Raw genomic sequence first — 24,555 nt, forward strand, 5'->3', positions numbered from 1 at the left:
CCGGTGTTGGTGACGGTGAGATACCCGGCGGCCATGTCGGCCGTCACCGGCTGGCGCACGTAGGCGCCGCTCACCTTCAGCACCGGCTCGTCGTACGCCGCGGCGCCCGTGGACGAGGACGCGGCGGGCGTGGACGCGGAGGAGGCCGAGGACGCGGACGACGCCGACGAGCAGCCCGCGAGAGCGGTACAGCCGAGCAGCAGCACGGCAACGGCCGCACTCGTGCGGGAGGGGACGCCAGGGGTGAGGGGGCGGGGGCGTGCGGAGGCGTTGCGGGATGTCACGGCATCTCTCCCTTGACGAGCTTGGGCAGGTCGGCGGCGTACCGCTGCTCGGAGGTTCCCGAGGTGTAGAGGAGGTGGGCCTTGTCGTCCTTGGGTGAGAAGGCGAACACCTCGGCCCCGTGGCTGACGGTGACCGTGCCGTCCTTGTGTTTCACCGGCGCGGAGACGCCGACGCCCAGGCTCCGGGCCGCCTTCTGCACGGTGGCGAAGTTCCCGGTCAGACCGGTGAACGAGGGGTCGATCGCGCCGAGCCACGTCTTCAGGCGCCCAGGCGTGTCACGGGTGGGGTCGGTGCTGACGAAGACCACGCGCAGCTCACGCCGGTCCACCGTGGGCAGCTTCCGCGCGGCCAGCGCGATGTCGGCCATCGTGGTGGGACAGACGTCGGGGCAGTGGGTGTAGCCGAAGTACAGCAGGGTCGGGTGCCCCGCCGTCCGCTTGACGAGGTCGTAGGGGTGGCCGGTCTGGTCGGTGAGGGTCAGGGCGGGCTTGGCGTCCGGTGTGTCCAGCGTGACCGTGCCGGGCGCCGCCGAGGAGGAAGGGGTGGAGACGACGGCGGCCGGCCGGCTGCCGGAGGTGCCGCAGGCGGTCAGGCCCAGCCCGGCCGCGACGGCCAGGACCGCGACGGCGCTCAGCCGTCGCGTGGGAGCAGGAGGCATGGCAGAACTCCAGAGGGAGGCGGTGGGTCGCGCGGCGCCCGCTCCCCGGAGGGGGACAGCGCACACGACCGGCGTACGAGAACGGCGAGCGGCCCGTACCTTGCGGTACCTCGCGCGCTTCCGCGGGGAGCGGATCACTGCACGCGCGGCGGGCGGGACGCGAGCGGTCCGGCGCACCGTGCGGGTGCGGTGCCGTTGCGGCGCGGCGGAGGAAGGTCCGCCGCGGCGCGGGCAGTTCGGGAAGCCCGGCCCCGGGAGCGAGGGTCTCGCCGGTGGCACCTGGGCAGCCTCGGGGCACCCGCGGGAGCGGATACGCTCAGGCCGCCACGCCCACCACGGGCGGGCCCCGCCGGGCGACACAGGTCCACAGCACGGCGGACGCCGGCCCCCGCGCCCGGTCGTGCTCCGCCCGGTGCCGGCCGAGTCCGGCCGCCAGCCGCTCCAGCAGGGCCGCCACCGCCGGCCTGCGGACGACGGCCAGCAGGCCGCCCAGGCATCCCAGCAGGACGAGCCGGGCCGTCTGACCGGCCCACAGCGCGGGCAGCCGGACGACCCCCCACAGCGCGGCCTCGCAACGGCGCAGCAGCCAGCCCGTGACCACGGCCGCGGCCAGATGGGCGGCGAACATGGGCAGGGTGAACATCGAGGCCGTCGACATCGCGTGCGCGCCATGCCCGGTCATTCCGGCCATCCCCGCCATCCCGGACATCGTGTGCGCACCGTCCGCGGCCCGGGCCGGGTCGATGTGCGCCTGCCGAAGGATGCGGGCCGCCTGCGGTGCCGTCAGGTGCGCCGGCTGCCCGCCGCACAACAGCCGTTCGGCCAGCGCCACCACCCGGCTCGCCCGGCCGTCCCCGCCGCCGGACATGGCGGAGCGCTGCCCCAGGCAGTAGAGCAGGTGCAGGCCGACCTCTCCGGCGAGCAGGGCGGGAGCGATGGCGGACAGCGAACGTTCCCGTCCGGCCAGCGGCCCCACGACGCACAGCACTCCGGCCCAGCCGGCGGCCAGCGACCACAGCGGGATCCAGGTGCCCGAGGCGAGGACGTGCCCGCCGGCCGACAGCGCCACACAGACCGCGGAGAACACCGTGGCTCTCAGCAGCCTCAGGTCGGCGGCGGCACGTATCGGGACGCTCATGGCGGTCGCCATCATTCCAGTCACCCACCGGGCAGCGGCCACCGGGGTCCGGGCGTTCGGTCCACGACGTCACGCGGCGGCCGGCGGGGAAAGCCGTCCACCGGGTTCTCTCGTGCACATGTCAGAGCCGGCGGATCAGTCGGCCATCCTGATGTTCCTCGACCGCAAGGGCCGTATCGCCGCGCCCGCCTCCCGCGGCGTCGCGGAAGGACAGATCAGGAAGATCGTTACGCCGCTTCTCGCGGACCGGTAGCGCATCCGCCGGGGCGTTGCCTTCAGCCCGGCCGCGTTCCCCGCGGGGCCGGGGATCAGCTCGACAGCTCCAGGAGACGGCCCATCAGGTGCTGTTCCTCCTCGGCGGCCTCGTGCACCAGCTTCGACGCGCTGTGGAGGGCTTCCCGCGACGCGTCGGTCCCGGCCTCCTGCAGGAGGCCGGCCACTCCGGTCCACTTCCTCGACACCTCGCGGTAGGCGTCCGAGGTCTCCTGGAAGCCGGTGATGCCCGTGAGCTGTGCGGTCTCCGCCAGGAAGTCCGCCCACATCGCGCGGAACAGGCCCCCGCCCGTTCCCGCGTCCTCCATGATCGTGCTGATCTCGGGGAGGCTGTCCGCGGGCGAGTCGAGGTCGTCGAGCCACTGCGGCATGAGATCGGCGACCTTGTGCATGCCCTTGTACCCGAAGTTGGAGATCGGCGGATTCAGCATGTTCTCCGCCGCCATTCTGATGCCGTTGCGGGCGGCTTCCCCGAGATCGGGAAGGCCGCCCTTCCGGCGGGTGAGCGTGAATGCGCGGTTGCGTGAACTCATCGGGCCGCGCGCGTCGCGTGCGGTCGTGAGGGATTCGCCGGTGGCCCATCGCAGGCCGAGCGGCTGCGTTTCCACCAGCGCGAAACGGTCGTCGTCGTGCCCGACGCAGGCGACGTAGTGTGCCGCGAAACGGAAGTCGTCGGTGGAGTAGTCGAGGAAGTAGCGGTCGAGCTTGAGGCCGACGACGGTTCCGGATTCAAGGTCTGCCAGCAGTTGTTCCTTCGCCCGTTTCACCGAGGAGGTCTCGTGCACGGACAGCCGGAGGTTCAGCGCGTCGGCGAGATGGGCGGACAGCGTGTCGGGCTTGATACGGCCGCCGACGAACGGCGTCGGCATCTGCTTCGTCCGCCAGTAGATGAACGACAGGCCGCCGGCGATACCGAAGACCATGGATTCCGACAGGTCGATCTCCTGCTGCCGCAGCAGATTCACGAGGGTGGTCGACTCGCAGTGTTTGCCGACGAACGGGTCCGCCTGTAAAAGCGACACTTGTTCACCTCTCCCCTTCTCCGCGTGGATCGTAGCGCAGCCCCCTCATCGGCGGTCGGCGTCCGCGGCCGAAAAGGCGTTCATTCGCCAGAAGTCCGCGAGACCAGGAAGTTGCCGAGGAACAGGTGGTCCATCTCCGTCTTGAGGAAGCAGGCCAGAGCGTCGGCGGGGGAACAGACGATGGGTTCGCCGGCGACATTGAACGAGGTGTTGATCAGACAGGGAATCCCGGTGAACTCGGTGAACCGACGCAGCAGTTCGGCGAGGAGCGGGTTGCTGTCCTCGGTGACCGTCTGGATCCGCGAGGTGCCGTCGACGTGGCAGGCGCCCTGGATCTTCTCCCGGTACTCGGGCCGCACCGGGACGACGAAGGTCATGTACGGCGAGGACGTCTTCTTGCCGAGTTCGAAGACGTCCGGCGCGAGGTGTTCGAGGACCACGGGGGCGAAGGGCCGGAACTGCTCGCGGTGCTTGATGCGTTCGTTGATGATGTCCTTGATGTCGGGGAACCTCGGATTGGCCAGGATGCTGCGGTTGCCCAGGGCGCGCGGCCCGTACTCGAGGCGCCCCTGGAACCAGCCGACGACGCAGCGCTCCCGCATCAGGGTCGCGGCTTCCCGGGGCACGTCCTCGGGGTCCAGTTCCCGCCAGGTGACCTGGTCGGCGTAGTGCTGGAGGGCCGTCTGGATCTCCCGGCCGCCGTAGCTGGGGCCCAGGTACGGTGACCTGCCGGCCCGGGGCGGTGTGCCGGCCTGCCGGCCGGCGTACAGGGCCGCGCCGATGGCCACGCCGACGTCGCTGGCGCCGAAGCTGACGTCCATCTCGGTGAAGCGTGAACGCTCCAGCAGCTTGCTGTTGTTGACGCAGTTCAGGGCGAGTCCGCCCTCGAAGATCACGCGGGACAGGTCGCTGCGGGCCTCGAGGGTGCGGATCTGCCCGGCGGTCACCGTCTCGAGCATGTGCTGTGCCGCACTGGCCACGCGGACCCGGTAGTCGAACTCCTCCCGGCATTGCGGGTCTCCGCCGAAGACCCGGTCGAAGAGTTCGTAGTAGGCGGGTACGGCGTTCGCCGGATAGGGAATCCTGTAGGTGCCGTCGGGGCAGACCTCGACCACGTCGGTGAGGAACGGGTTCGGCTCGGGGGGCGGGCCGTAGCCGGCCAGCCCCATCACCTTGTACTCGTCGTTGTTCGGGACGAATCCGAGGTAGCGCGTCACGACGGAGAAGAGCATCGCCAGCGAGTGCCGTGAGTCGATGGTGACGTCGTCGAAGATCTTCGTCTCGCCGTCGCGCACCTCGCCCATGATCGACGAAAGCCATTCGGCGCGGCCGTCGCTGACCAGGAATGCCGCGTCCCCGCCGCCCGAGAGGTGATATCCGGTCATCAGATGCGCGATGTGGTGCGGGACCCGGAGGAGTTTCTCCGGGTTCACGCGGTGGCCGGTGTATTCGAGGAGGTCGGCCCGGGTCGCCTCCTCGCTGAACAGCGCCGTATGGGTCTCTGCCAAACGCTGCAGGCGGGCGAACTTCGACTCCACGGTCGCCGTACCGTCCTCGGTGATCTCGGCGATCATCTTGTTCACCACGTCCTGGGAGAAATTCCAGGAGAAGGCGAAGGTGTCGACGTCGTCGAAGGTGATCCCGGCCGAATCCAGGCACCAGCGCATCGCGTTGACCGGGAATTTCGAGGTCTTCTTCTCCCGGTTGAGCCGTTCCTCCTCGACGGCGGCGACCAGCTTCCCGTCAATGAGGAGGGCGGCGGAGGAGTCGTGGCCGTAGAGCAGGTGGCGGTCGATTCCGGTGGCGCGAAAGAGGCGCCCGAAGATGTCCGCGGACTTGCCGAATCCGTTGTAGCCCAGAATGATCATGAGGGGCTCCTTTCGCCGGGCCAGATCGTGAGGTAGTCCGAAATCACGGCCGACCGCCGGAAGTCCGTGTCCAGTTCGGCGCCGGTCAGATCGGCGCCGCTGAGGTCCGCGCCGTCCAGGTTCGCGCCGACGAGCCGGCAGTCGTTCAGCTCCGTGAGGATGAGGTACGCCTCGCACAGGTTGGCGCCTTCCAGATTCGCGCCCCTGAGATCGGCGGACATCAGGTACGACTCGCTCAGCACGGCGTCCGTGAGGTCCGCGCCGGCGAGTTCGGCGCCCCGCAGGTCGGCGCCGTGCAGCGCCGCCTTGCGCAGGTCGGGCCGGAACGGGCCCTGTGCCCGGCGCCTTCGGGCATGCGCGTTCCAGCGTTCGGGGCCCTGGAGCAGTACCGACTCGTCCTCGGTGGGCATGTCTCACCTCGCGGCTACAGGGTGGTGAGCGCGGTGAGCGCCCGCTTCTCGATGGGCATCGCGGACCGTGCCGTGTCGGCCACGGCGTCCACGAGGGTGGTGAGGTCGTCGCGTGCGGTGGCGGTGGCCCCGGCCGCCAGCAGTGCGCGGCCCAGGGCCGACCACAGCCGGCCGCTCTCGTGGAACTGTCCGGCGGCGTCGGCGTAGCGTGCGTCGCCGGTGCTGTCGGCCAGCTGTGCCAGGTAGCGGCCGAGCATCGGGCGGAACAGTCCGCCGCCGGTGCCGAACGACTCGATCTGCCGTCCCAGGTGCAGGAGTTGGCGTGCCAGGGCGTCGATGCGCACCGCCTTGCCCGCCAGGTCCACGTCCTCGGCCTCGCCGTGCTTGGACCGCGGCCAGGACGCTGCCGTCGTGGCCAGCAGCTTCATCCCGGGGATGCCCAGGTTCCGGCTGCCGGGCCTGAGGACCTCGCGGCACAGGGTGCGCACCGCCACCGGGCCGACGAGGCCGAGCCGCGGCGTTCTGCGCGGCGCGCCGAAGACGTACACCTTCCCCTCCGGGTTCAGCGGCGGGGAGTCGCGGCTGGTGCGGGCCTCCTGCAGCTCGGCCGCGGTGACGGAGACCGGGGCGTCGAACGCCGGGTCCGACACCTCGAAGGCGTCGGCGCCCAGGGCACGGACGACGTTGACGAAGTACCCGCCGAAGGAGGAGCGCCCGTCCAGGCCCCAGTACGGGAGCAGACCGAGGTCCACCCGGGCCATGACCGCCGGCGCCGACTCGAGCAGTCGGGCCAGGCCCGCGGCGGACTTCGGGGTGTGCAGGGTGACCTCGACGCCCATCAGCCGCGCCGCTCGCAGCGGCATGACGGCCTGCTTGCCGACGGCGATGTCCGGGGCGTTGCCGTCGGCCGGGAAGAACGAGAAGCCGAATCCCGCGTCCAGCCCGAACACGACCTCCTCGTCCACGGTGTGTCCGGCGGCCGCGAGGAGGGCGCACTGGCAGGCCGTCTCGCAGTGGATGCCCCGCCGGTGGACGTAGCGGCCGGTCGCGGTCATCGCGTCACCCCCTGTCCCAGTGCCATCAAGGACCGGCGCAGCGGCGGGTCCATCTTCCGCACCGCGTACCGGAAGGTGTCGCGGGGCATGTCCGCGTGCCAGGTGCGCAGGAACGCGGCCACCTCGTCGGGACGGGTCTCGGCGGTGACCTTGAGCAGCCAGCCGCAGCCCTTCTGCACGTAGACGTGGTCGTCGTGCATCAGCCGGACGCAGTTGCCGAAGACGTGCGACGTCGGCAGCTCGAAGAGCGTCCGCCCCACCGGACGCCGGACGAACTTCACGACCGCCACGTTCGCGGCGCGTCTGGCCCACGGGGAGGCGGACTCGACCCAGCGCCGGGTGTGCGGGATCAGGTCCAGGTGGCCGAGGAAGAACGGGTACAGCAGCTTCAGGCACAGGTCGTCGCACTGCGCCCAGTTGGACACGTACGTACCGAGCCAGTGTTCGCAGCGCTCCAGCAGCTCGCCGCCGCATCCGGTCCTGGCGACCTTGTGCAGGACCGCGAAGCCCAGCAGCACCTCCTCGTGGTGTTCGGCGCGCGCCAGCACCGCCTCCGCCAGGGCCAGCCACGTCGGCGCGGGGACATCGCGCCGCTCCCGGACGTAGTCGGTGGCGATCTCGGCGACGGCGGCGTTGCCGACGCCGAGCGCCCGGACGTCGTGGGGGAAGTACCGCTGCATGCCCGCCGCGAAGTCCGGATCCGCCTGGGAGGCCAGCGTCTTGAGCAGCCCGTCGGCGGCCGCCGCGACATCCGTCATGAGGTGCCGATCGTGAGTTTGAGGGGCTGGGTGGTCGGCCGCGGCGCACGTTCCAGGCGCGGCTTGCCCTGCATGACGTAGTCGTACTCCTGCTGCATCTCGACCACGGCCCGGATGGTGTCCGTGGAGCGGTCGGCCAGGTTCTGCCCGCCCAGGCCCCACCACAGGTACCAGTTCTTGTGGCTGAGGTAGGCGTCGCGGACGAAGTCGAGCGTCTCGCGGTCCTCGAGGATCGCCGGCTCCACGTAGAAGGCGGGGACGAAGGTGCCCTGGCCTTCCCGCAGGATGCCGGCCTTGACGGCCTGGCGCTGGAGCTTGGTGCCGCTGAGGATGCGGATGCCGAGGTTGGCGTAGATCTGGGCCGGGTTCAGGAACCGCTCGGTGAACCGGATCGACTCCCTCAGGGCCTGCGGGGTCTCCCCCGGCCCGCCGAGGAAGATGCAGTGGGTGTGCTCGATCGGGCTGGCCGTGAAGAGGCGGTCGATCTCCAGGACCCGCGCCATGTCGAAGCCCTTCATCAGGTCCGACAGGGCTTCGTCGGTGAGGGCGTCGGTGCCGAGGTCCACCCGGATGCAGCCGGCCGCGTGCAGCAGGTCGACGAACTCCGGCGTGACCGCGTTCGGCGTCAGCTGGCAGTACCAGGGCACGTCGAGCTTGGCGCGGATCATCTCCTCGCACACTTCGGCGGCGTACTCCATGGGGTAGTTGAAGGTGGCGTCGACGATCTCGAACTCCCGCACGGCCGGGTTCTCCGCCATGGCCCGCTGGATCTCGCCGACGACCTCGGCCGGGTCCTTGAACCGGTCGCCCTTGCCCTCGGTCTTGCGGATGATGCAGTACGAGCAGAACAGCTTGCAGCCCCGCTTGGTCTGCAGGGTCTCGATGGCCGGCTGGTGGTCCCGGGTGAGATCGGAGGCCGCCGAGACGCCCTCCTCGAAGTAGCGGGGGTCGTAGACGGACCGGTCGGGCTGCAACGCCCCCAGGTCGAAGGCGGAGTTGGACGGGTTCTGGCAGAACTTGCCGTCGTCGTCGAGGTAGCACAGTCCCGAGATCGACTCCCGGCGTCCGCCGCCCTCGAGGTGGTCCAGCAGCTGCACGATGCCGGCCTCGCCCTCACCGGCGATGCCGTAGTCCGGCTGGGCGTACTCGAAGAACGACAGCGGCTCGACCGAGAAGCCGGATCCGCCGAGGACGACCGTGGCGCTGGTGTACTTGCGCACGCACTGGACGATCTTCTCGGTCATCGGGCCGAAGAAGACCGGGTCGATGAAGGTCAGGTTGTCCAGATTGCGTACGGCGATGCCGACGACGTCGTAGGTGTTGCCGGTGAGCCTCTCGCGGACGGCCTTGAGCTCCCGGGACTCCCACAGCAGGTCCAGGACGTCGACGTCGTGTCCGGCGTGCTTGAGCGCGGCGCTGATGTAGGCCATGCCGATCGGCAGGGCCGGGCGTGGCACCCGGATCTTGTTGGTGGAGATGAGCAGCACTCGCATGGGACGTCACTCTCCGAGCTGCCAGTACGTCGCCGGTTTCAGATCGCCGCGCAGGGTGGCCTTGGCGCGGTAGCGGCGCATGCGGTCAAGGTCGATGTCGACGACGCCGACGCCCGGCTCCTTGCCGAGGTCCACCATCCGTTCGTCGCCGTCGACGAAGTCGAAGCGTTCGGCCTCCAGGAACAGCGGATCCGCCAGGATCTGGCTGCACCCCATGTAGCCGAAGCCCGCGTACAGGTTGGTGCCGATGCCGGACGCGAACGCGATGACGCATTCGGCGTCCACCGCCCGCACCGGCAGGCGCATGTTGGCCACGTAGGCGAACATCTCGGGCACCAGCGCGGAGCACACGATGATGTCGGCTCCGCGGCGGCAGTACTCCCGCGCGACCTCGGGGAAGTTGATGTCGTAGCCCTGCATCAGGCCGATGCGCCCGAACTCCACGTCGAAGACCGGGTATTGGGTTCCGCCGGAGAGGTAGCGGGCCTCCAGTTCGTGGCAGTGCACGCGCCGGTAGGTGCCGAGCAGGGTCCCCTCGGGGCCGGCCAGCACCGAGGTGCTGTAGTACCTGCCGTCCTCGCCGCGCTCCAGCAGACCGGCCACGACGTGCGCGCCCGCCCGCTCCGCCTGCTCGCACAGGAACGCGGTCTCCGGCCCCGGGACGGGCACCGACACGTCCGCGACCTCCAGGATGTTGCCGGAGGTGGAGAACGCCTCGGGCAGGCAGATCAGGTCCGCCCCCTGCTCGACGGCCTCGCCTATGTAGTGCTCGGCCCGGCGCAGGTTCTGGGCCGGCTTGCCGAGCTTGGACTCCATCTGGACGACGGCGATCGAGGTCCCCGGCATCACGGGCTCACCGGCCCGAGGGGACGCGAGGAGATCACCAGACCGAGGTCCTCCTCGACCACCTGCCAGTCCGTCAGGCCGGCCTCCTGCAGCAGGTCGGCCGCCTCCTCGCGGGTGTACGCGGCCTGCAGCGAGCGCATGAACTCCTCGCCGCCCTCCTTCACGAACTGCAGGATGAAGGTGATGTGCCCCTCCTCGGCGTGCCGGTTCATGTCCTCGATGATCACGACGCCGTCGGGTTTGCAGATCCGGGCGCATTCCTTCAGCGTCTCCACCGGCCGGCGCCAGCGGTGCAGGGAGGAGAACGAGAAGACGATGTCCGCGGAGTCGTCCGGGAACGGCAGCCGGCTCAGCTTGGCCATCTCGAACTCGACGTCGCCCGCGGTGTTGGCCCACACGGCCAGGGTCAGGTTGTCCTCGGCCACGTCGACGAGGTTCTGGTTCTCCTCCACCCCGGACACGGCCAGGTCCGGCAGTTTGCCGGCCACGTGCAGCGACAGCAGGCCGGTGTTGAAGCCGACCTCGACCAGGTCGGTCATGCCCTCGCGGACGTGGGCCAGGATGCGGTCGCTGGGCCGCTGGTACGCCATCAGCGCGGATCGGCGCATGCCGAGGTCGTAGAAGCGCACCTTGTCGATGTCGTCGTGCGGTGCCGGCTGCGGCACGCGGTCGCCGAGGTCGAGCAGTCGGGTCTCAGTGGTCATGGCCGACCTCCTCGGCCGTGGGCCGGGGGGTGATCTGCAGCGGGATCGGCTGCGAGGAGATGAAGTGGGAGATGTCCGCGCCCAGATGCTGGGGGTAGCGGCGGTATTCCGGCGAGTAGAACGCCTTGGAGATGTTGTCCAGGTAGTACCAGCCCTTGGGGCCGGTCACCACGATGCCGTCATCGTCGGCGGTGATCAGTTCCTTGTCGACCAGGTCGTCGATCTCGGTGCGGAACATCTCCATGAAGTCGACGCCGTGGATGCGGCGGAACCGTTCGCGGTTGACCCGCCCGGCCTTGACGCCGAGGACCATCGAGCGGCGGATCGCCTCCGGCTTGGTGATGTGCTTGCCCATGGAGATCGGCAGCCGGCCCTCCATCACCGTCTGGATGTAGCGGCCGATGTCGGGCTCGTTGAAGTACCAGTGGTCGCGCAGGTGCCCGGTGGCGGTGGGGCCGAGCGGGATGATGGGCACGTCCTCGCTCCACGAGGTCTCGCCGTACTTCGGCTGGTAGCCGGGCTTGGCGAAGCAGTCGCCGTAGTAGCCGAGGAAGCCGCTCCTGGAGAGCTTCTCCGCGGCGAAGAGGAACATCTCGTCGACGACGGCCTTCTCCGGGACCGGCGGCAGCTTCCTGCGCTTGGTGGAGACCTGCGCGAACTCCATGTACGTGTAGAACGAGATGCAGGTGACCCCGAGCTCGATGGCGACGTCCAGGCTGTGCTCCCAGCTCTCCATCGTCTGCCCGTTGATGCCGTGCATCAGGTCGATGTTGATGTTCTCGAATCCGCACCGGCGCAGCAGCCTGATGCTCTCCTTGAGCATCTCCGGGTCGTTGGGGCGGCCGATGTTCTTCAGTTCCTCCGGCACGAAGGTCTGCACGCCGAGGCTGATGCGCCGAATGCCCCGTTCCAGAAGGACGTTGGCCTTGCGCTCGCTGATGTCGACCGGGGTGGTCTCGATCGAGAAGTCGGCGTCCTCGGCGACGTTCAGGCTGCCGAACAGGTGGCCCAGCAGTTCGTCGAGCTGGGGTGCGGTCAGCGCGGTCGGGGTGCCGCCGCCGATGTAGCCGAGGGTGATGACGTGGTCCTGGACGTAGGGCCGGCCCGCGTAGTTGGTGATCTCCGCCTTCAGCGCCTCCAGGTAGGTGCGGGTCAGGTCGCGGTCGGTCTGGTGCTTGATGTACGGGCAGCTGAAGCAGAGCCGGTTGCAGAACGGGATGTGGACGTACACGCCCATCGGCTTGCGGGCGAACACCTCCTCCTCGTTCACCGGCACGTGCTTGGTCGGGTACTGCCGCACCCACTCGCTGTCGCGTTCGGGATATTCCTTCCAGAACGGCATGCTCGTGGTCGTGGTGGTGATGCTCATGCGAGGTCCCCCAGTTCGACTTGATCGACGATGGAACGGACGACGTCCGCCAGGGTGGGCTGGAAGTAGGACGCGCAGCGCAGGGGAAGGCCGGCGGCGTGGGCCCGCGCGACCGTCGCGGCCAGCGTGTTGTGGTGGTCACCGTCGGGCAGGTCGAGCTTCACGCCGTGCTCGACGGGGTGGACGGCACGGATCAGGCCGCGGGGCGTGGCCTGCCGCTCGGCCCAGGCGCGCAGCGGCGCGAGGTGGGCCTCGCCGAAGGCCTCCAGGATCAGGCTGGAGCGCTCGCCCCACCGGGTGACGGCCTCGAGCGAGGCGTCCTCGATCTGGCGGCCCTGGTGCAGCACCACCACCGTGTCGGCCAGCGCGAGGAGTTCGTCGCGGTGGTGGCTGGCGAAGAGCACGCCGACGCCGTCCTTCTTCAGGCTCCGCAGCAGCTCCAGCAGCGTCTCGCGGGCCGTGGGGTCCAGGCCCGTGGTCGGCTCGTCGAGGATCAGCAGGTCGGGCCGGTGCGCGACGGCGCAGATGACATGCAGCTTGCGCTGGCTGCCGCCGGACAGGGAGCGGACGTACTGGTGGCGGTACCGCTCCAGGTCCGCCAGCGCGATCAGCTCCTCGTACCGGCCGGGGCCGGCCCGGCGGAGTTTGAGCTGGTGCTTGACGTACGTCTCGACGGTGACGCCGTCGGGCAGGTCCTTGGCCTGCTGGACGTAGCCGATGTGGCGGCTGACCTGCCCCCAGCGGCGGGGCGGGGTGCCGCAGATGCGCACCTCGCCGGCGGCCGGGCGCAGCAGGCCGGCGACGAGGCGGATCAGGGTGGTCTTCCCGGCGCCGTTGGTGCCGATGACGGCCACGCCCTCGCCGGCGGCCACCGAGAAGTCGACTCCGCGCAGCGCGAAGCCGGCGCTCACCCGGTGGGCGAGCCGGGACACCGACAGCACCGGTGCGCCGGCGCTCGTGGGGTCAGCCATGGCCGATCCTCCTGCGGAACGACCAGGCGGCGATGCCGACGGCCAGGAACGAGTACGCCACCGCGAGGGCGGTCGTGGAGGCTGCGGCCGGGACGTCCGGCGAGGTGGCGGCGCGGAAGATCTCGACGTGCACGGCGAGCGGGAGCCTGGCGAAGACGTCGCCGAGCGTTCCGAGGTTGGCGAGCGGGAAGAAGATCCCGGCGAAGTACATGAGCGGGATGACGATGATGTTCACGACCGCCGGGAAGGAGATCTCGTTGGTGTAGGTGGCGACGAGGATGCCGAGGCCGGCGAAGGCCGTGCAGGCGGTGAGGAAGCCGAGCAGGAACAGCGGCACCGACTCGATGCGGGCGTCGAAGACGCCGACGCCCAGCAGGACCACCAGGGCGAACTGGAACAGGCACTTGAGCACGACGCCGACGAGGCGGGCGAGCAGGAACCCCGAGTACGAGAGGGGCGAGAGGATCAGGTCCTCGATGGTGCGGCGGTTGCGGTCGATGATGACCGTGTAGCCGACGGTGTAGGTGCAGCTGAACATGATCCCGGCCCCGACGATGCCGGGAAAGACGAAGCCGAAGTAGCTGGCCGCCGCCGGCGTGGGGCTCACCATCTGGTCGGTGGCCGCCCCGAACGCCAGCACCATCGACACCGACGTCAGCAGCGTCGAGATCGCGAAGAGGCGGTTGTCGAAGAACTGCCGCATGTCGATGGCGACGAGTCCGAGGACGTCGCCGAGCCAGCCGGACTCCGGCTGCACACGCATGGTCCTCATCGGGCGCGGCTCCCGTGGGTCGTGGTCCAGGTCGACCGCAGGTCGTCGTGGAAGGGCAGGCCGGCGCGCGTCCTGCGCCGCTGCCGCCAGTGCACTTCCGCGTCGATCACCGTCTCGTGCGACCCCGGGCCGGCCTCGGCGAGGATGTCCGCCTCGGGGTCGTGGCGGGCGTCCTGCACCAGGCCGTCGACGATCATGCTGTGGCCGAGGTAGGTCATGTTCGCGAAGCGGTTCTCCCCGACGCCGCCGGCGAAGACCAGCGCGCACTCGTTGTCGGCGGCCCGCGCCCGGCAGATCGAGCGCAACGGATGCGAGAACGGGCCGAAGAGGTTGGCCACGCAGACGACGAGGTCGGCGTCCTGGGCGAGGTAGGGCCGGCTCGCCTCGGGGAACCGCAGGTCGTAGCTGACCTGCAGGCCGATCCGCCCGACCGGTGTGTCGATCACCTCGCCCGGCGACCCGGTGGAGATGTACGCGGACTCGCCGGCCCACACACAGGCGCGGCGATACCAGCCGAGCGGTTCGCCGGAGGGGCCGACGAGCACGGCGGCGTCGAAGACGTCGCGTCCGGCCGACAGCAGCACACCCGCGGCGATGTGCAGGCCCAGGGTGCGCGCCTGCTCGGCGAGGAACTCCACGACCGGGCCGTCCTCGGCGGTGGCGTCGGTGCGCAGCGTGGGGAAGTTCAGGCCGGTGGCGAACGTCGCCGGCAGACACGCCAGGTCGGTCTCGCGTTCCCGCGCGGTGGACAGCAGCTTGGCGGCCCGCGCCAGGTTCTCCTCCCGCTGCCCGGGCTCGATCCGCATCTGCAGGGCGGCCAGCCGGGTACCGGGGCCACGGAAGAGGCTCATCGCAGGGCCGCCTCGGAAGCGACGTGTGCGCGGGCCCGTTCCAGCACCGGCAGGAATTCGTCGACCATCGTCGCCGTCACGTGCCGGGTGACGACCAGCCGCAGGGTTTCACCGAAGCGTTTGGAGGTGGAGACGATCCACCCCCAGGACTCCAGCAGCTGCGAGATCCGGACCGCGTGCTCCATCTTGACCACCACGATGTTCAGCTGCGGTTCGACGGCCAACTCGTGTCCGGCCGCGCGCAGTCCGGCCACCAGGTGCTCGGTCACCTCGAAGTTGGTGCGGGTGATGGCGGTGAAGCCCTCGCGCCCCAGGTGCTCCAGCACCGCGTAGGTCGAGACCGCGGCGGAGCCCGGGCGGGTGCCGAGCAGGGTGTTGTGCACCGGCGTATCCACGAAGAACGAGTCGAACGCGAAGCGTCCGGCGTCCTGGGCGCCCTTGAACAGGACGGCCCCCGCCGGGACGTTGGCCAGTCCGTACTTGTGCGGGTCGATGGTGATCGAGTCGACGCCGTCGACGGTGAAGTCGAACTGGGGCAGGTCGTGGCCCAGTTCGCGGGCGAAGGGGATGATGAAGCCGCCGGTGGCCGCGTCCACGTGCAGGTGCACGTCCCGGCCGGAGATCGCCGGGCCGATCTCGTCGACCGCGTCGACCACCCCGAACTCGCTGCTGCCCGCGGTCGCGACGACGGCGACGGTGTGCTCGCCGATGCGCCGGGCGACCTCGGCGGCCGGCAGCCGCAGGCCGTCGTCGACGGGGACGACGACCGGGGTGAGCCCCAGCAGGCCGAAGATCTTCGTGAAGGAGAAGTGCACGGTGCTGCTGACGACGACTTCGGGCCGGCCGGTCAACCGCCCCCGGGCGCGCGCCGATTCGCGGGCCACCAGCATGGCGACGAGGTTGGCCTCGGTGCCGCCGGACACCAGGTTCCCCGAGCCGCCGGGGTTGCCCAGCAGATCGAGCAGCAGCCGGACGACCTTGCGCTCGATCCGCTTGGTGCCGCGGAAGATGCGCACGTCGCCGAGGTTGGTGTGCGCGGCGGCGGACGCCATCTCGGCCCCCAGGGGGTGGGGTTGGGTGCAGATGGAGTTCAGCACCCGGTTCCACGGCACGTCGTCCGCGAGCTCGGTCGCGATCCGTCCTCGCACGTCGGAGGCGGGAAGTCCGGCGTTGCGCATCTCAGCTCCCCTGCACCGTGAGGTCGGTGTAGAGCTCGGTCCGGCGTGCCCACAGCCCGAACCAGAGCGTCTGCTGGAAGCGCAGGTCGGGTTCGCGCAGGTGCCGGATCTTCTCGACGTCCCAGGGGGCCTGGAGGACGACCTCGTCGGTGCCGGCCTCGGCGGTGAATCCCTCGGGCAGCGCGACGGCGCTGCCCCCGCCGCAGCGCTCGCTCAGCGAACCGGCGAAGGCGACCGCGACGGTGTTGATGGTCGCGATGCCCCACACCGCGGCGCGCTGCGCGGCCTGCCGGGTGCCGTCGAGGGATCCGGCCACCAGGAGCAGTTCGGCGCCGGCCAGGCATTGGATGCGCGGCGGTTCGACCAGCCAGAAGTCGGGGCCGAGGAGCACTCCGACGCGGCCGTAGGGCGTCTCCACGACGGGGAAGTCGTCGCCGGTGCCGGTCGTCCCGTCGGGCAGGATCGGCCGCTCCACCTGGGCGCACACCGATCCGCTCGGGTCCAGCAGCCGGGCCACCTGCATCGGCGCGCCGTCGGGCCGTTCCTCCGGCCAGGAGCCGGTGAGCACGTAGGCGCCCCGGGTCCGGGCCAGGGCCGTCAGGCGCTCCAGGCACCGCGCGCGCAGCGGCTCGGGCAGTGCCGGGACGCCGTCGCCGGTGGTTGGGGCGGTGGTGAAGGCGTTCTCGGGCAGGACGACGAAGGAGGCGTCGTCGCTCACCCGGTTCTCCAGGTCGTCGAGCACGGCGGCGGCCGTCGCCTCGGGGGTCGCCCGGCGGGCGTGCTGCGCTACGAAGACGGTCACGGGCGGGTCCCCTCACTGGCGCTGGTCGCGGCGGCGGTCGGGCCCCGGTCCGGGCCGCCGCCCCCGGTCAGGCTCGCCCGCAGTTCCTCGGCGAGGTCCCGGTCGGCTCCGGCATAGGGAGTGAGCAGCCGCTGGTAGGCCTCCGGCCTGCGCAGCCGCTGCCAGCGGTGGCCGTCGCCGGGCGCCGGTTCGTCGATGTCGACGACGAGCACCTCCGGCTTGTCGCTGCCGGCCTGTGCGATCACGCCCTCGGGGAGGGTGACCAGGCTGGTGCCGGCGAAGTGGATCTCCACGAGCCGGTCCCCGCGCTTGCCGCGGACGACGCCGACCGAACTGGCGTAGACGATGTTGACGTCGTTCAGGTACGCCGCCGTGCGCAGCGCGTTCACCATCAGCGGCTGGTTCTGGCCCAGCGTCCCGCCCGGCACGAAGACGGTCCGCGCGCCGGCCAGCGCCAGCATCCGGATGACCTCCGGGATCCAGAAGTCCGAGCAGACGGCGATGCCGATCTTCCCGAACTCGGTGGACATGACGCCGAGGGAGTCCGCCTGGCGGCACACCACCATCTCGTTGCCGAAGGCGTGCGCCTTGACGGCGTGTCCGGTGATGTCGCCCTGCCGGCCGATCAGCAGGGACGTGTTGCGGTACATGCCGTCCTGCGTGTCCTCGACGATCGAGCCCAGCAGGATGTGCGTGCCGAGCGTGCGGGCCAGGGACTGGAAGCCGTCGACGATCGGCCCGGGAATCGGTGTGTCGGTGCGCCCCTTCAGGCCGTCCTGCCCCGGCATGTACCACGGCGGGCCGAGCAGGAACTCGGGAAAGCACACCAGGTCGATGTCGCCGCCGTCGCAGACGTCCTCGATCGCCTGATGGGCGTTGCGCAGACCGTCCTCGTGGTCGTCGACCCATTGGGTCTGTACTACCGCTACCCTCATACGTCTTGTCTCCTCGCGATGTGCGATGCCACCGGTGGGTCGGCCGCCGCGACTGCTCGCCGCGGCCGGGTGCAGGTCATGACGTGGCGGTGCTCCAGTCCTTCGCGTCGACGACGGTGACCTCGGCCGCGACGCCGAGCGCGTCGCCGATCTCGCCGCGGATCACCCGCCGCAGCGCGCCACCGGCCGGCGATTCCGCCTCCGCCACGGCGCAGACGACGTGGAAGGCTCCGTCCTGGACGGTGCAGGCGAAGTGCGGCGTGAGCCCGGCGTGGCGGAAGACGATCCGCTCCACGTCCACCGCGGAGACGGGGGCGTCGGGTCCGGGCAGGGCGGCGGACATGCTGCCGAGCGGGACCAGGACCCGGCTCGCGGCGCCGCAGTCGCAGCCGCGCCCGGCCGACCGCAGCTCGACGAGTTCGCCGGTCGGTGAGCCGTCCAGGAAGAGCTCGCCGCGCGGGTGGCCGTCGACCTCGGCCCGCAGCCGCTGCTCGCACAGGTGCAGTGCGCCGCGCTCGCAGGGGACGGCCGCCGTCGGTGTCGTCGGCGTCCCGTAGAGGGTGGCCGTCGTCGCCGCCCAGACGGCGCCGACGCGGTCGAGGCGCTCGGTGGAGCAGGGCTCCCCCACGCAGACGACCGTCCGGACCGTCGAGTCCTGCGGCCGCTGCCCGCGGGTGCGGGCGAGGCTCGCCAGCTCCGCGGCGAAGCCCGGCGCGCACACCAGGGCCGTCACCTGGTACTGCTCGATCAGCCCGAGCAGGCGCGGCATCGGGCAGATGGTCCTGCTGGTCCCGACGCTGATCACCGAGGCGCCGACCAGCTCGATGACGCGGTCCATCTCGGCGCCCACGAACGACAGTTCGTACGGTACGGCCGAGACGACGACGTCGTCCTCGCCCAGCAGCCGGCCCAGTGCCAGGGTGAGGTCGATCTGGTTGAGGATCCACGCGTCGCGGTTCATGACGATGGCGTGCGGGACGCCCGCGGTGTCGACGCGTTCGCCGTAGCGTGCGCGGGGCGCGTCACGGCCGGGCGGCGCGTCGCTGGTCTCGCGGGTGAGCAGGTGCAGGAACTGCTCGTAGTGGGTGGCGATGGGCGTGGTCGTCGTCACCTGGCCTCCGTTTCCCGGGCGAAGCGGCGCCACCCGTGCTCGTCGAGCGTGCGGTCGTCCCGTGCGGTGCGCAGCAGTGGCCGGTGCTCGGTGCCGGCGTCGATGTCGGCGTCGACGACCGTGGCCAGGACGAACTGGTGGTCGCCGATCTGGTAGCTCGACTTCACGGTGCAGTCGATGGTGCCGACGGCGCCGGACAGGCGGGGGCAGCCGTTGGCGGACGGCGTCCACGCCAGGGTGTCGAAGCGGCCGTCCGGCCTGCCCTGCGAGAACGCGTCGGACAGGTCCCTCTGGTCCTCGCCGAGGATGTTGACGCAGAACCGGCCGGTGTCGGCGATGGCGATCCAGCTGGTGCTGCGCGAGCGCACCAGGAAGCCGATCAGGGCGAGTTCGTCGGAGACGACGGTGAGCGAGCCGATCACCAGGCCGTACGGGGTCGGCCCGCTCTGCCCGGACGGCCGGGCCGTGCCGGCGACCACCGTGACGGCGCGCGGCAGGAGGTCGCCGATGACGCCGAGGTCCGGTGGCGCAGCCGGCGGTGCGGCCTCGGCAGGCGCGGCCTCGGCGGGCGCGGCCTCGGCGGGCGCGGCCTCGGCAGGTGCGGGCGCCGGTGTGGTCCCGCCGTTTCCGTCGTGCAGTCGGCGGACGAACTGGCCGGTGACGCTGGCCGGGTTGGCGGCGAGGTCCTCGGGGGTGCCGCTGTGTATCAGCCGGCCGCCGTCGCGGCCCGCGCCGGGGCCGAGGTCGATCACCCAGTCGGCGAGAGCGATCACCTTCACGTTGTGCTCGATGACCACAATGGTGTTGCCGGTGGAGATCAGCCGCTCGAACAGGGCCAGCAGATGACGGATGTCGGCGGCGTGCAGGCCGCGCGTCGGCTCGTCGAAGATGAACAGGGTGCGGCTGCGCCGCTGTTTGAGCAGTTCGCCGGCCAGGTTGAGGCGCTGCGCCTCGCCGCCGGAGAGGGTGGTGGTCGAGCAGCCGAGCTGCAGGTATCCCAGGCCGAACTCGTCGAGCACGCCGAGCGCCTGGGCGACCTTGGGATGGGCGGTGGCGTCGAACCAGTCCCGTGCGTCCTCGACGGTCATGGACAGCACGTCGTAGATGTTCCTGCCGTCCAGGCGCACCTGCAGGACGTGGTCCTGGAAGCGGCGGCCGTCGCACTCGGGACAGACGACGAACTCGCTCTTGAACAGGGTCATCTCGATCTCGGCGAGCCCGAGTCCCTTGCAGGACTCGCATCGCCCGCCCGCCACGTTCGGGCTGAACTCGGCCCGTCCCAGGCCGCGTTCGACCGCGTCGGCGCTTGCGGCGAAGGCGTCGCGGACGTGGTCGCTGATGCCGATGTAGGTGGCGAGGGTGCTCCGGCTGGAGCGGCCGATCGGACGCTGCTCGACGTGGATGACGTCGTCCAGGCCGTCGGCTCCGTCGACGCGGTCGCTGTCGGGCGCCGCGCCTGCCGCCCGCCGGGCGACGGCCCGGGAGACGGCGTCGTGGATGCCGGCGACCAGGGAGCTCTTGCCCGCGCCGGACACGCCGGAGACGCAGGTCAGTCCGCCGAGCGGGAGGTCCGCGGTGACGTCCACGACGTTGTTGCGGGTGATGCCGCGTACGTGGAGCCAGTCGGCGCCGGTGAGGTCGGTCCTCGCCCGTACCGGCCCGGTCGACAGCATCGCGGTCGCGGTCGGGGAGCCGGCGCAGTTCAGCAGGTCGTGGAACCGGCCCTCGAAGACGATCTCGCCGCCGCGGGAACCCGCGCCGGGTCCCAGCTCGACGATCCAGTCGGCGGCCCGGATCACCGATTCGTCGTGCTCGATGGCGATGACGGTGTTGCCGAGGTCGCGCAGCCGCCGCAGCGAGGTGAGGACCTTCCCGGTGTCGGCCTCGTGCAGGCCGGCGGTCGGTTCGTCCAGGACGTACATGACCCCGGTCAGGTCGCTGGCCAGGTGCTGGGCGAGCAGCAGCCGCTGCAGTTCGCCGCCGGAGAGGGTGGTGACCGGCCGCCGCAGCTGCAGGTGGCCCAGGCCGACGTCGTCGATGTCGGTGCTCTGCCTGACGATGGCGGAGGCGAGTTCGCGTACCTGCGGCGGCAGTTCGCCGGAGGTGAGCGCGTCACGCAACCGGGTGACGGAGTGGGCGAGTTCGTCGCTCTGGAAGGCGTGGAAGGTGTGCCCGGCCACCGTGGCCCTGAGCGATTCGGGACGCAGCCGCCCGCCGTCGCACGCGGAGCAGGTCTCCCGTGCCAGGTAACGGGCGAAGGCGTTCTTGCGGGCGGCCGTCGAGGCGTTCTTGTAGGCGCGTTCCAGGAAGCCCAGGATGCCCTCGAAGCGGACGTCGTTGGTGACCTTGCGGATCTTGAGGGTGTAGACGGTGTCCGAGCCGTGCAGCACCCGCTCGGTCTGTTCCGGGTTCAGCTTCTCGAAGGGCAGGTCGAGGTCGAGGCCGGTGTCCGCGGCCATCGCCTCGAAGGCCTTGCGCATGTTGGGCACGGCGAACGTTCCGGGGTCGGCGCCGTCCCAGATCTCGGTGAGCGTCCTGGAACGGTCCGGGACGATCCGGTCCAGGGAGAAGCCGACGAGTTCACCGATGCCGTCGCACGCAAGGCACTTGCCTTCCTTGCGGTTGGGGCTGAAGTGCTTCGCGGTGTGCGGTTCGGCGAAGCAGCCGCAGTCGTCGCAGAACAGGTCCGCTCCGGTCGGGCCGAGGCAGGCCGGGCAGACCGGCCGCGAGCCGGCCCCGAACAGCAGCCGGTACAGCCCGTCCAGGCCGGTGAGGGTGCCGACCGTGGAGCGGGGGTTGCCGGCGGAGCCGCCGTCGCGTTGGCGCAGGGCCACCGGCGGCTGCGTTCCCGCGATCCGGTCGAACTGGTAGTCGCCGTCGCCCATGTCGAGGGACTTGCTGGACAGCGCACCCAGGTACAGCGTCTTGGAGTGTTCGAAGAGGGTGTCGATGACCAGGGACGACTTGCCCGATCCGGAGACGCCCGCGGCGACGACCAGCTGTCCCTTGGGGAAGGAGACGTCGACCGAGCGCAGGTTGTGGGTCGTGACGCCTTCGAGTCGGATTCGGTCGAGGCTCATGTGTGGTCGCTCCGCCCTTCCACCAGGTTTCGGGCCTGGGTCTCGCAGTGCTCCAGGTCGGGATAGCGGGCGTAGAGCATCGAGCGGACCCGGGCGGGGTCACCGCGGTTCCACGTCTCGTAGAGCTCCTGGCGCATCCCGAAGCGGTCGACGACGAGGTCGGCGGCGAGCCGGAACAGCCGGGCCTTGTCCTCCACCCGCATCTCGCGCCCGCACAGGTAGGTGTCCAGCACCGTGCGCAGTTCGGGCGTCGTCAGATCGGCTTCCGAGGGCTGCATGATCAGACCGGAGGCGCCGATCTGCCGGATGATCGCCGAGGCACGGGTGGAGAAGCCGCCGGCGACGGCGTCGAGCGCGGCCGTCGGGCCGGGGGCGAGCAGGCCCGAGGGAGTGGTCCGGCACTCGGCGTCGACGGCGGCCAGGCCGAGCCGCACGATCTCGACGTAGGAAATGAGTTCGCCGAGCAGGTCCGTGACCTGCCGGAACTTGTCGACGCCGATCGCCTGGGCCAGCAGCGAGGCGACGCCGAGCATGGTGCGCAGCCGATGGTAGTAGCGCAGTTGGCCGGTGTAGAGCGACCACTTGTTCAGCTCGCCGAAGCCGCGGACGGCGGTGTGGGAGTCCTCCAGCAGGAAGACGCGGTTCATCGGGATGAACACGTCGTCGAACACCAGCATGGCGTCCTGCTCGTCGTAGCGCGCGGACAGGCCGTCGGAGCCGTCGGTGTAGGACTTGCGGCACAGTACGCGCAGCCCCGGCGTGGCCAGCGGAGCGGCGAACCAGCAGACGTAACTGGGGTCCTCACGCAGGTAGTTGGCGGGCGAGAGGTAGATGAGCACCTCGTGGGCGTACGGCGCCAGGGTGGCGATCTGCTTGGCGCCGCGCACCACGATGCCGTCGGCGTCGCGCCGCACCACCCTCAGCCCCAGTTCCGGCCGGTCGGCGGGGGTCGCGGAACGGTCGATCTGCGGGTCGCCCAGGCCGTGGGTCAGCGCGAGGTCGTTCTCCCGGCAGTAGTGGTAGTAGTTCTCCGCGTTGCGCCCGAACTCCGGCTCCACTTTGGCCAGTTCGTGCCGGAAGTCGTAGAGGCCGACCACGACGTTCGACATGAAGTCGGGCACCCGGGAGAGCTGGCCGTAGGAGGCCTCCGCCCACCGGTGGGAGTTGGCCCACTTGCGGCTCAGCTCCTCGCGGTCGGTCGGTGCCAGGTACGACAGGCTGACCTGGTTGCCGGAGGTCTCGGAGCGGTGGAGCATGGTCGGCGCCCGCGCGGGCTCGTGCTGGGCGTCGTAGAGGCCGGCCAGCGTGGACAGCATGGGCCGGAAGGCCGGGTCGCCGGTCACGTCGACGCGGCGTCCGTCGCACCAGACTTCCCGCTCGTCCTTGAGGCTGGCCACGTAGTCGGGGCCGCGCCAGGCGCCGCCGGCGGGGCCGGGCAGGGCCGTGCCGCACGTGGGTGTGACGCTGTGGGAGGCGTCAGGTTCTCGGATGGTCACCGTCCGCGCTCCTACGGGTTCCGCTCGGCCGCACCGGACCGGAACGGCTGATAGCTCTGCTCCTGCACCTGGGGGAAGTACTCGCGCGTCGCCTCACCCACGACCCGCATCAACTCGGAGTCCAGCGAGCTGGGATCGGTGATGAGCTTGGCGAGGGGGGAGTCCGGCACGGCGTTCGCCAGGCTCGTGCGGCGCGCCGTGTGGACGGCGGCCAGGGAGTGCTGGGCGTTGGCCGCGTCGCGCATCTTGTAGACCGCCTGGGGCCCGTCCGGAACACCGATCATCGACTTCGTGCCGCCGCTGCCCAGGCAGTTGCGGGGCATGTGCAGATGCTCGTGCCGCCACTGCTGGTGGGCGGAGTGCAGCTGGAACGCCTGGTCGACCACGGTGTGGCGCAGCCAGGCCTCCGGGTCGTCGTGGCGGTGCGCGTCGATGTCCTGGACGGTCTCCTCCAGGCAGCGCCCGCCGAGGGAGGACAGCCAGGCCTCCAGGCCGTTCCACATGTGCTTGAACAGGTCCCGGAACATGTGCTGTTTGATCGCCAGCGAGTGGGTGCCGCTCGCGGGTCCCAGATTGGTCCGGAACCCGTGGTACTCGCCGGTCGCCAGGTGCTCGGCCATCACCCGCTGCGCCTCGACCACCGGATCGAGCAGCCACCGGCAGACCGCCAGGTGCTGTGCGACCCGGCTCAGCTCCGCGCCGCGCATCGCCCGGATGGCGACCTCCAGGTGGTCGTTGGCCTCGGCGCAGAGAATCTCCGGGATCTGGTGCAGGGCGACGAACTCGCCGTGCAGGGTGCCCGCGTCGAGTTCGGTGGCGGCGACCGCCCGCGCCAGGGTCTCGGCGGAGATCAGCTCGTCGGTGGAGCGGCAGACGCCGACGGGTACGGCCGTGAGGTCGCTTTCCCACTTGGTGGCGTCGTGGCAGGCGGTCCGGATGCCGTGCAGCAGGCGGTACAGGGGGTCGTCGATGCTCCTGGTGGCGATGGTGGAGCGCACCGTCTCGGGTGCGGCGGCCAGCAGCGAGCCCTTGGCCGCGTCCTCCAGTCCGCGCAGCGCGTCCACGTAGGCGGCATAGCCGGCGGACTCGGAGACGCTCAGGGCCGCGGTGGCGCGGACGTCGGTGCCGAAGACGCTGCGGGTGGCGAACATGACCGTGCCGAGACGGCGCAGCAACCGGTGGAAGCCGACCGCCCATTGGACGTAGCGGGAGGCGGCCGGGATGTCACCGGCGAGCACGCCGGCCTGGGTCCTGCCCGCCAGCCGGGCCAGGTTGAGCAGCCCCACCTCCGACGCCTGGAAGACCGCGCACACCGTGGAGTCGTACGTGCCCTCCGGCACCGCTCGCGCGGCCCGCGCCTCGCCGAGCAGGTCGATGCGGTGCAGTTGGTCGTAGCTCTCGGCCACCGGCCCCAGTTCGGTCATCTGCCGCCGGCCGGCGCATGGGTGGGCCGATGTCGGATCGTCCGGGCTTGACATTG

Annotated in this window: 22 protein-coding genes and 1 pseudogene; 1 reads left to right on the forward strand and 22 read right to left on the reverse strand. The window is 70.7% G+C overall.

The annotated features are described in order from the left end of the window. From ACIRPX_RS35700 to ACIRPX_RS35710, 3 genes and pseudogenes are all read right to left on the reverse strand, one after another. Window positions 1-284 (reverse strand): annotated as a pseudogene (locus ACIRPX_RS35700) (hypothetical protein); the annotation flags it as partial. Beyond that, entirely contained in the window at window positions 281-943 is a 663-nt protein-coding gene (locus ACIRPX_RS35705) for an SCO family protein (RefSeq protein ID WP_404203106.1), read from the reverse strand. The gene ACIRPX_RS35705 and the pseudogene ACIRPX_RS35700, both read right to left, overlap by 4 nt. 316 nt (window positions 944-1,259) lie before the next feature. Beyond that, the gene (locus ACIRPX_RS35710) at window positions 1,260-2,081 is read right to left on the reverse strand and encodes a hypothetical protein (RefSeq protein ID WP_404203108.1); all 822 of its coding nucleotides are present in this window, start codon (window positions 2,079-2,081) and stop codon (window positions 1,260-1,262) included. 118 nt (window positions 2,082-2,199) lie between these two features. On the opposite strand from ACIRPX_RS35710, the gene ACIRPX_RS35715 reads away from it, so the two are divergent. Continuing rightward, window positions 2,200-2,334 carry a hypothetical protein gene (locus ACIRPX_RS35715; protein WP_404203111.1) on the forward strand — a complete coding sequence of 45 codons (135 nt, stop codon included), beginning with the start codon at window positions 2,200-2,202 and terminating at the stop codon, window positions 2,332-2,334. Between the two features lie 55 nt (window positions 2,335-2,389). Here ACIRPX_RS35715 and ACIRPX_RS35720 read toward each other — a convergent pair whose 3' ends face one another. From ACIRPX_RS35720 to ACIRPX_RS35810, 19 genes are all read right to left on the reverse strand, one after another. Then, window positions 2,390-3,376: a BtrH N-terminal domain-containing protein gene (locus ACIRPX_RS35720; protein ID WP_404203113.1), complete on the reverse strand. Its 987-nt coding sequence runs from the start codon at window positions 3,374-3,376 to the stop codon at window positions 2,390-2,392. An 80-nt stretch (window positions 3,377-3,456) separates the two neighbouring features. Then, the gene (locus tag ACIRPX_RS35725; protein WP_404203115.1) at window positions 3,457-5,244 is read right to left on the reverse strand and encodes a carbamoyltransferase; all 1,788 of its coding nucleotides are present in this window, start codon (window positions 5,242-5,244) and stop codon (window positions 3,457-3,459) included. After that, a complete protein-coding gene (locus ACIRPX_RS35730) occupies window positions 5,241-5,654 on the reverse strand; it encodes a pentapeptide repeat-containing protein (protein WP_404203117.1) in 414 nt (137 codons plus the stop codon). The genes ACIRPX_RS35725 and ACIRPX_RS35730 overlap by 4 nt, the downstream gene beginning before the upstream one ends. A 14-nt stretch (window positions 5,655-5,668) precedes the next feature. Beyond that, window positions 5,669-6,709 (reverse strand): DUF4872 domain-containing protein, encoded by a 1,041-nt coding sequence (locus tag ACIRPX_RS35735; RefSeq protein ID WP_404203119.1) that lies wholly within the window; start codon window positions 6,707-6,709, stop codon window positions 5,669-5,671. Further along, entirely contained in the window at window positions 6,706-7,467 is a 762-nt protein-coding gene (locus ACIRPX_RS35740) for a DNA alkylation repair protein (RefSeq protein ID WP_404203121.1), read from the reverse strand. Before ACIRPX_RS35740 ends, ACIRPX_RS35735 begins: the two co-directional genes overlap by 4 nt. Next, window positions 7,464-8,960, reverse strand: a complete 1,497-nt coding sequence (locus ACIRPX_RS35745) for a B12-binding domain-containing radical SAM protein (protein ID WP_404203123.1) — start codon at window positions 8,958-8,960, stop codon at window positions 7,464-7,466. Before ACIRPX_RS35745 ends, ACIRPX_RS35740 begins: the two co-directional genes overlap by 4 nt. 6 nt (window positions 8,961-8,966) lie before the next feature. Then, on the reverse strand, window positions 8,967-9,806 hold the full coding sequence (locus tag ACIRPX_RS35750; RefSeq protein ID WP_404203125.1) for a carbon-nitrogen hydrolase family protein: 840 nt from the start codon (window positions 9,804-9,806) through the stop codon (window positions 8,967-8,969). Further along, window positions 9,806-10,510 (reverse strand): class I SAM-dependent methyltransferase, encoded by a 705-nt coding sequence (locus ACIRPX_RS35755; protein ID WP_404203127.1) that lies wholly within the window; start codon window positions 10,508-10,510, stop codon window positions 9,806-9,808. Before ACIRPX_RS35755 ends, ACIRPX_RS35750 begins: the two co-directional genes overlap by 1 nt. Beyond that, entirely contained in the window at window positions 10,500-11,879 is a 1,380-nt protein-coding gene (locus ACIRPX_RS35760; protein WP_404203129.1) for a coproporphyrinogen-III oxidase family protein, read from the reverse strand. The genes ACIRPX_RS35755 and ACIRPX_RS35760 overlap by 11 nt, the downstream gene beginning before the upstream one ends. Continuing rightward, window positions 11,876-12,850 carry an ABC transporter ATP-binding protein gene (locus tag ACIRPX_RS35765; RefSeq protein WP_404203131.1) on the reverse strand — a complete coding sequence of 325 codons (975 nt, stop codon included), beginning with the start codon at window positions 12,848-12,850 and terminating at the stop codon, window positions 11,876-11,878. Before ACIRPX_RS35765 ends, ACIRPX_RS35760 begins: the two co-directional genes overlap by 4 nt. Further along, window positions 12,843-13,622 (reverse strand): ABC transporter permease, encoded by a 780-nt coding sequence (locus ACIRPX_RS35770; protein ID WP_404203133.1) that lies wholly within the window; start codon window positions 13,620-13,622, stop codon window positions 12,843-12,845. Before ACIRPX_RS35770 ends, ACIRPX_RS35765 begins: the two co-directional genes overlap by 8 nt. After that, entirely contained in the window at window positions 13,619-14,473 is an 855-nt protein-coding gene (locus ACIRPX_RS35775; protein ID WP_404203134.1) for a carbon-nitrogen hydrolase family protein, read from the reverse strand. Before ACIRPX_RS35775 ends, ACIRPX_RS35770 begins: the two co-directional genes overlap by 4 nt. Further along, window positions 14,470-15,651: a tyrosine decarboxylase MfnA gene (gene mfnA, locus ACIRPX_RS35780; RefSeq protein ID WP_404203136.1), complete on the reverse strand. Its 1,182-nt coding sequence runs from the start codon at window positions 15,649-15,651 to the stop codon at window positions 14,470-14,472. The genes ACIRPX_RS35775 and mfnA overlap by 4 nt, the downstream gene beginning before the upstream one ends. Before the next feature lies 1 nt (window position 15,652). Further along, on the reverse strand, window positions 15,653-16,453 hold the full coding sequence (locus tag ACIRPX_RS35785; RefSeq protein ID WP_404203138.1) for a carbon-nitrogen hydrolase family protein: 801 nt from the start codon (window positions 16,451-16,453) through the stop codon (window positions 15,653-15,655). Continuing rightward, on the reverse strand, window positions 16,450-17,388 hold the full coding sequence (locus ACIRPX_RS35790) for a carbon-nitrogen hydrolase family protein (protein ID WP_404203140.1): 939 nt from the start codon (window positions 17,386-17,388) through the stop codon (window positions 16,450-16,452). Before ACIRPX_RS35790 ends, ACIRPX_RS35785 begins: the two co-directional genes overlap by 4 nt. 76 nt (window positions 17,389-17,464) lie before the next feature. Continuing rightward, complete coding sequence (locus ACIRPX_RS35795) at window positions 17,465-18,499, reverse strand: AMP-binding protein (RefSeq protein WP_404203142.1); 1,035 nt, start codon at window positions 18,497-18,499, stop codon at window positions 17,465-17,467. Beyond that, a complete protein-coding gene (locus ACIRPX_RS35800) occupies window positions 18,496-21,579 on the reverse strand; it encodes a flavin reductase (RefSeq protein ID WP_404203144.1) in 3,084 nt (1,027 codons plus the stop codon). Before ACIRPX_RS35800 ends, ACIRPX_RS35795 begins: the two co-directional genes overlap by 4 nt. Then, the gene (locus ACIRPX_RS35805; protein WP_404203146.1) at window positions 21,576-23,075 is read right to left on the reverse strand and encodes a 4-hydroxyphenylacetate 3-hydroxylase family protein; all 1,500 of its coding nucleotides are present in this window, start codon (window positions 23,073-23,075) and stop codon (window positions 21,576-21,578) included. The genes ACIRPX_RS35800 and ACIRPX_RS35805 overlap by 4 nt, the downstream gene beginning before the upstream one ends. A gap of 11 nt (window positions 23,076-23,086) precedes the next feature. Continuing rightward, entirely contained in the window at window positions 23,087-24,553 is a 1,467-nt protein-coding gene (locus tag ACIRPX_RS35810; RefSeq protein WP_404203148.1) for a hypothetical protein, read from the reverse strand. Between the last annotated feature and the right edge of the window lie 2 nt (window positions 24,554-24,555).

The sequence above is a fragment of the Streptomyces sp. NPDC101225 genome (assembly GCF_044767585.1).
GTDB lineage: Bacteria > Actinomycetota > Actinomycetes > Streptomycetales > Streptomycetaceae > Streptomyces.

Bases quoted from the DNA above. Each gene is read 5' to 3' on its own strand.
- ACIRPX_RS35705 (WP_404203106.1), bottom strand. From the start codon at position 943: ATGCCTCCTGCTCCCACGCGACGGCTGAGCGCCGTCGCGGTCCTGGCC.
- ACIRPX_RS35710 (WP_404203108.1), bottom strand. From the start codon at position 2,081: ATGAGCGTCCCGATACGTGCCGCCGCCGACCTGAGGCTGCTGAGAGCC.
- ACIRPX_RS35715 (WP_404203111.1), top strand. From the start codon at position 2,200: ATGTCAGAGCCGGCGGATCAGTCGGCCATCCTGATGTTCCTCGACCGC.
- ACIRPX_RS35725 (WP_404203115.1), bottom strand. From the start codon at position 5,244: ATGATCATTCTGGGCTACAACGGATTCGGCAAGTCCGCGGACATCTTC.
- ACIRPX_RS35730 (WP_404203117.1), bottom strand. From the start codon at position 5,654: ATGCCCACCGAGGACGAGTCGGTACTGCTCCAGGGCCCCGAACGCTGG.
- ACIRPX_RS35735 (WP_404203119.1), bottom strand. From the start codon at position 6,709: ATGACCGCGACCGGCCGCTACGTCCACCGGCGGGGCATCCACTGCGAG.
- ACIRPX_RS35740 (WP_404203121.1), bottom strand. From the start codon at position 7,467: ATGACGGATGTCGCGGCGGCCGCCGACGGGCTGCTCAAGACGCTGGCC.
- ACIRPX_RS35745 (WP_404203123.1), bottom strand. From the start codon at position 8,960: ATGCGAGTGCTGCTCATCTCCACCAACAAGATCCGGGTGCCACGCCCG.
- ACIRPX_RS35750 (WP_404203125.1), bottom strand. From the start codon at position 9,806: ATGCCGGGGACCTCGATCGCCGTCGTCCAGATGGAGTCCAAGCTCGGC.
- ACIRPX_RS35755 (WP_404203127.1), bottom strand. From the start codon at position 10,510: ATGACCACTGAGACCCGACTGCTCGACCTCGGCGACCGCGTGCCGCAG.
- ACIRPX_RS35760 (WP_404203129.1), bottom strand. From the start codon at position 11,879: ATGAGCATCACCACCACGACCACGAGCATGCCGTTCTGGAAGGAATAT.
- ACIRPX_RS35765 (WP_404203131.1), bottom strand. From the start codon at position 12,850: ATGGCTGACCCCACGAGCGCCGGCGCACCGGTGCTGTCGGTGTCCCGG.
- ACIRPX_RS35770 (WP_404203133.1), bottom strand. From the start codon at position 13,622: ATGAGGACCATGCGTGTGCAGCCGGAGTCCGGCTGGCTCGGCGACGTC.
- ACIRPX_RS35775 (WP_404203134.1), bottom strand. From the start codon at position 14,473: ATGAGCCTCTTCCGTGGCCCCGGTACCCGGCTGGCCGCCCTGCAGATG.
- mfnA (WP_404203136.1), bottom strand. From the start codon at position 15,651: ATGCGCAACGCCGGACTTCCCGCCTCCGACGTGCGAGGACGGATCGCG.
- ACIRPX_RS35790 (WP_404203140.1), bottom strand. From the start codon at position 17,388: ATGAGGGTAGCGGTAGTACAGACCCAATGGGTCGACGACCACGAGGAC.
- ACIRPX_RS35800 (WP_404203144.1), bottom strand. From the start codon at position 21,579: ATGAGCCTCGACCGAATCCGACTCGAAGGCGTCACGACCCACAACCTG.
- ACIRPX_RS35810 (WP_404203148.1), bottom strand. From the start codon at position 24,553: ATGTCAAGCCCGGACGATCCGACATCGGCCCACCCATGCGCCGGCCGG.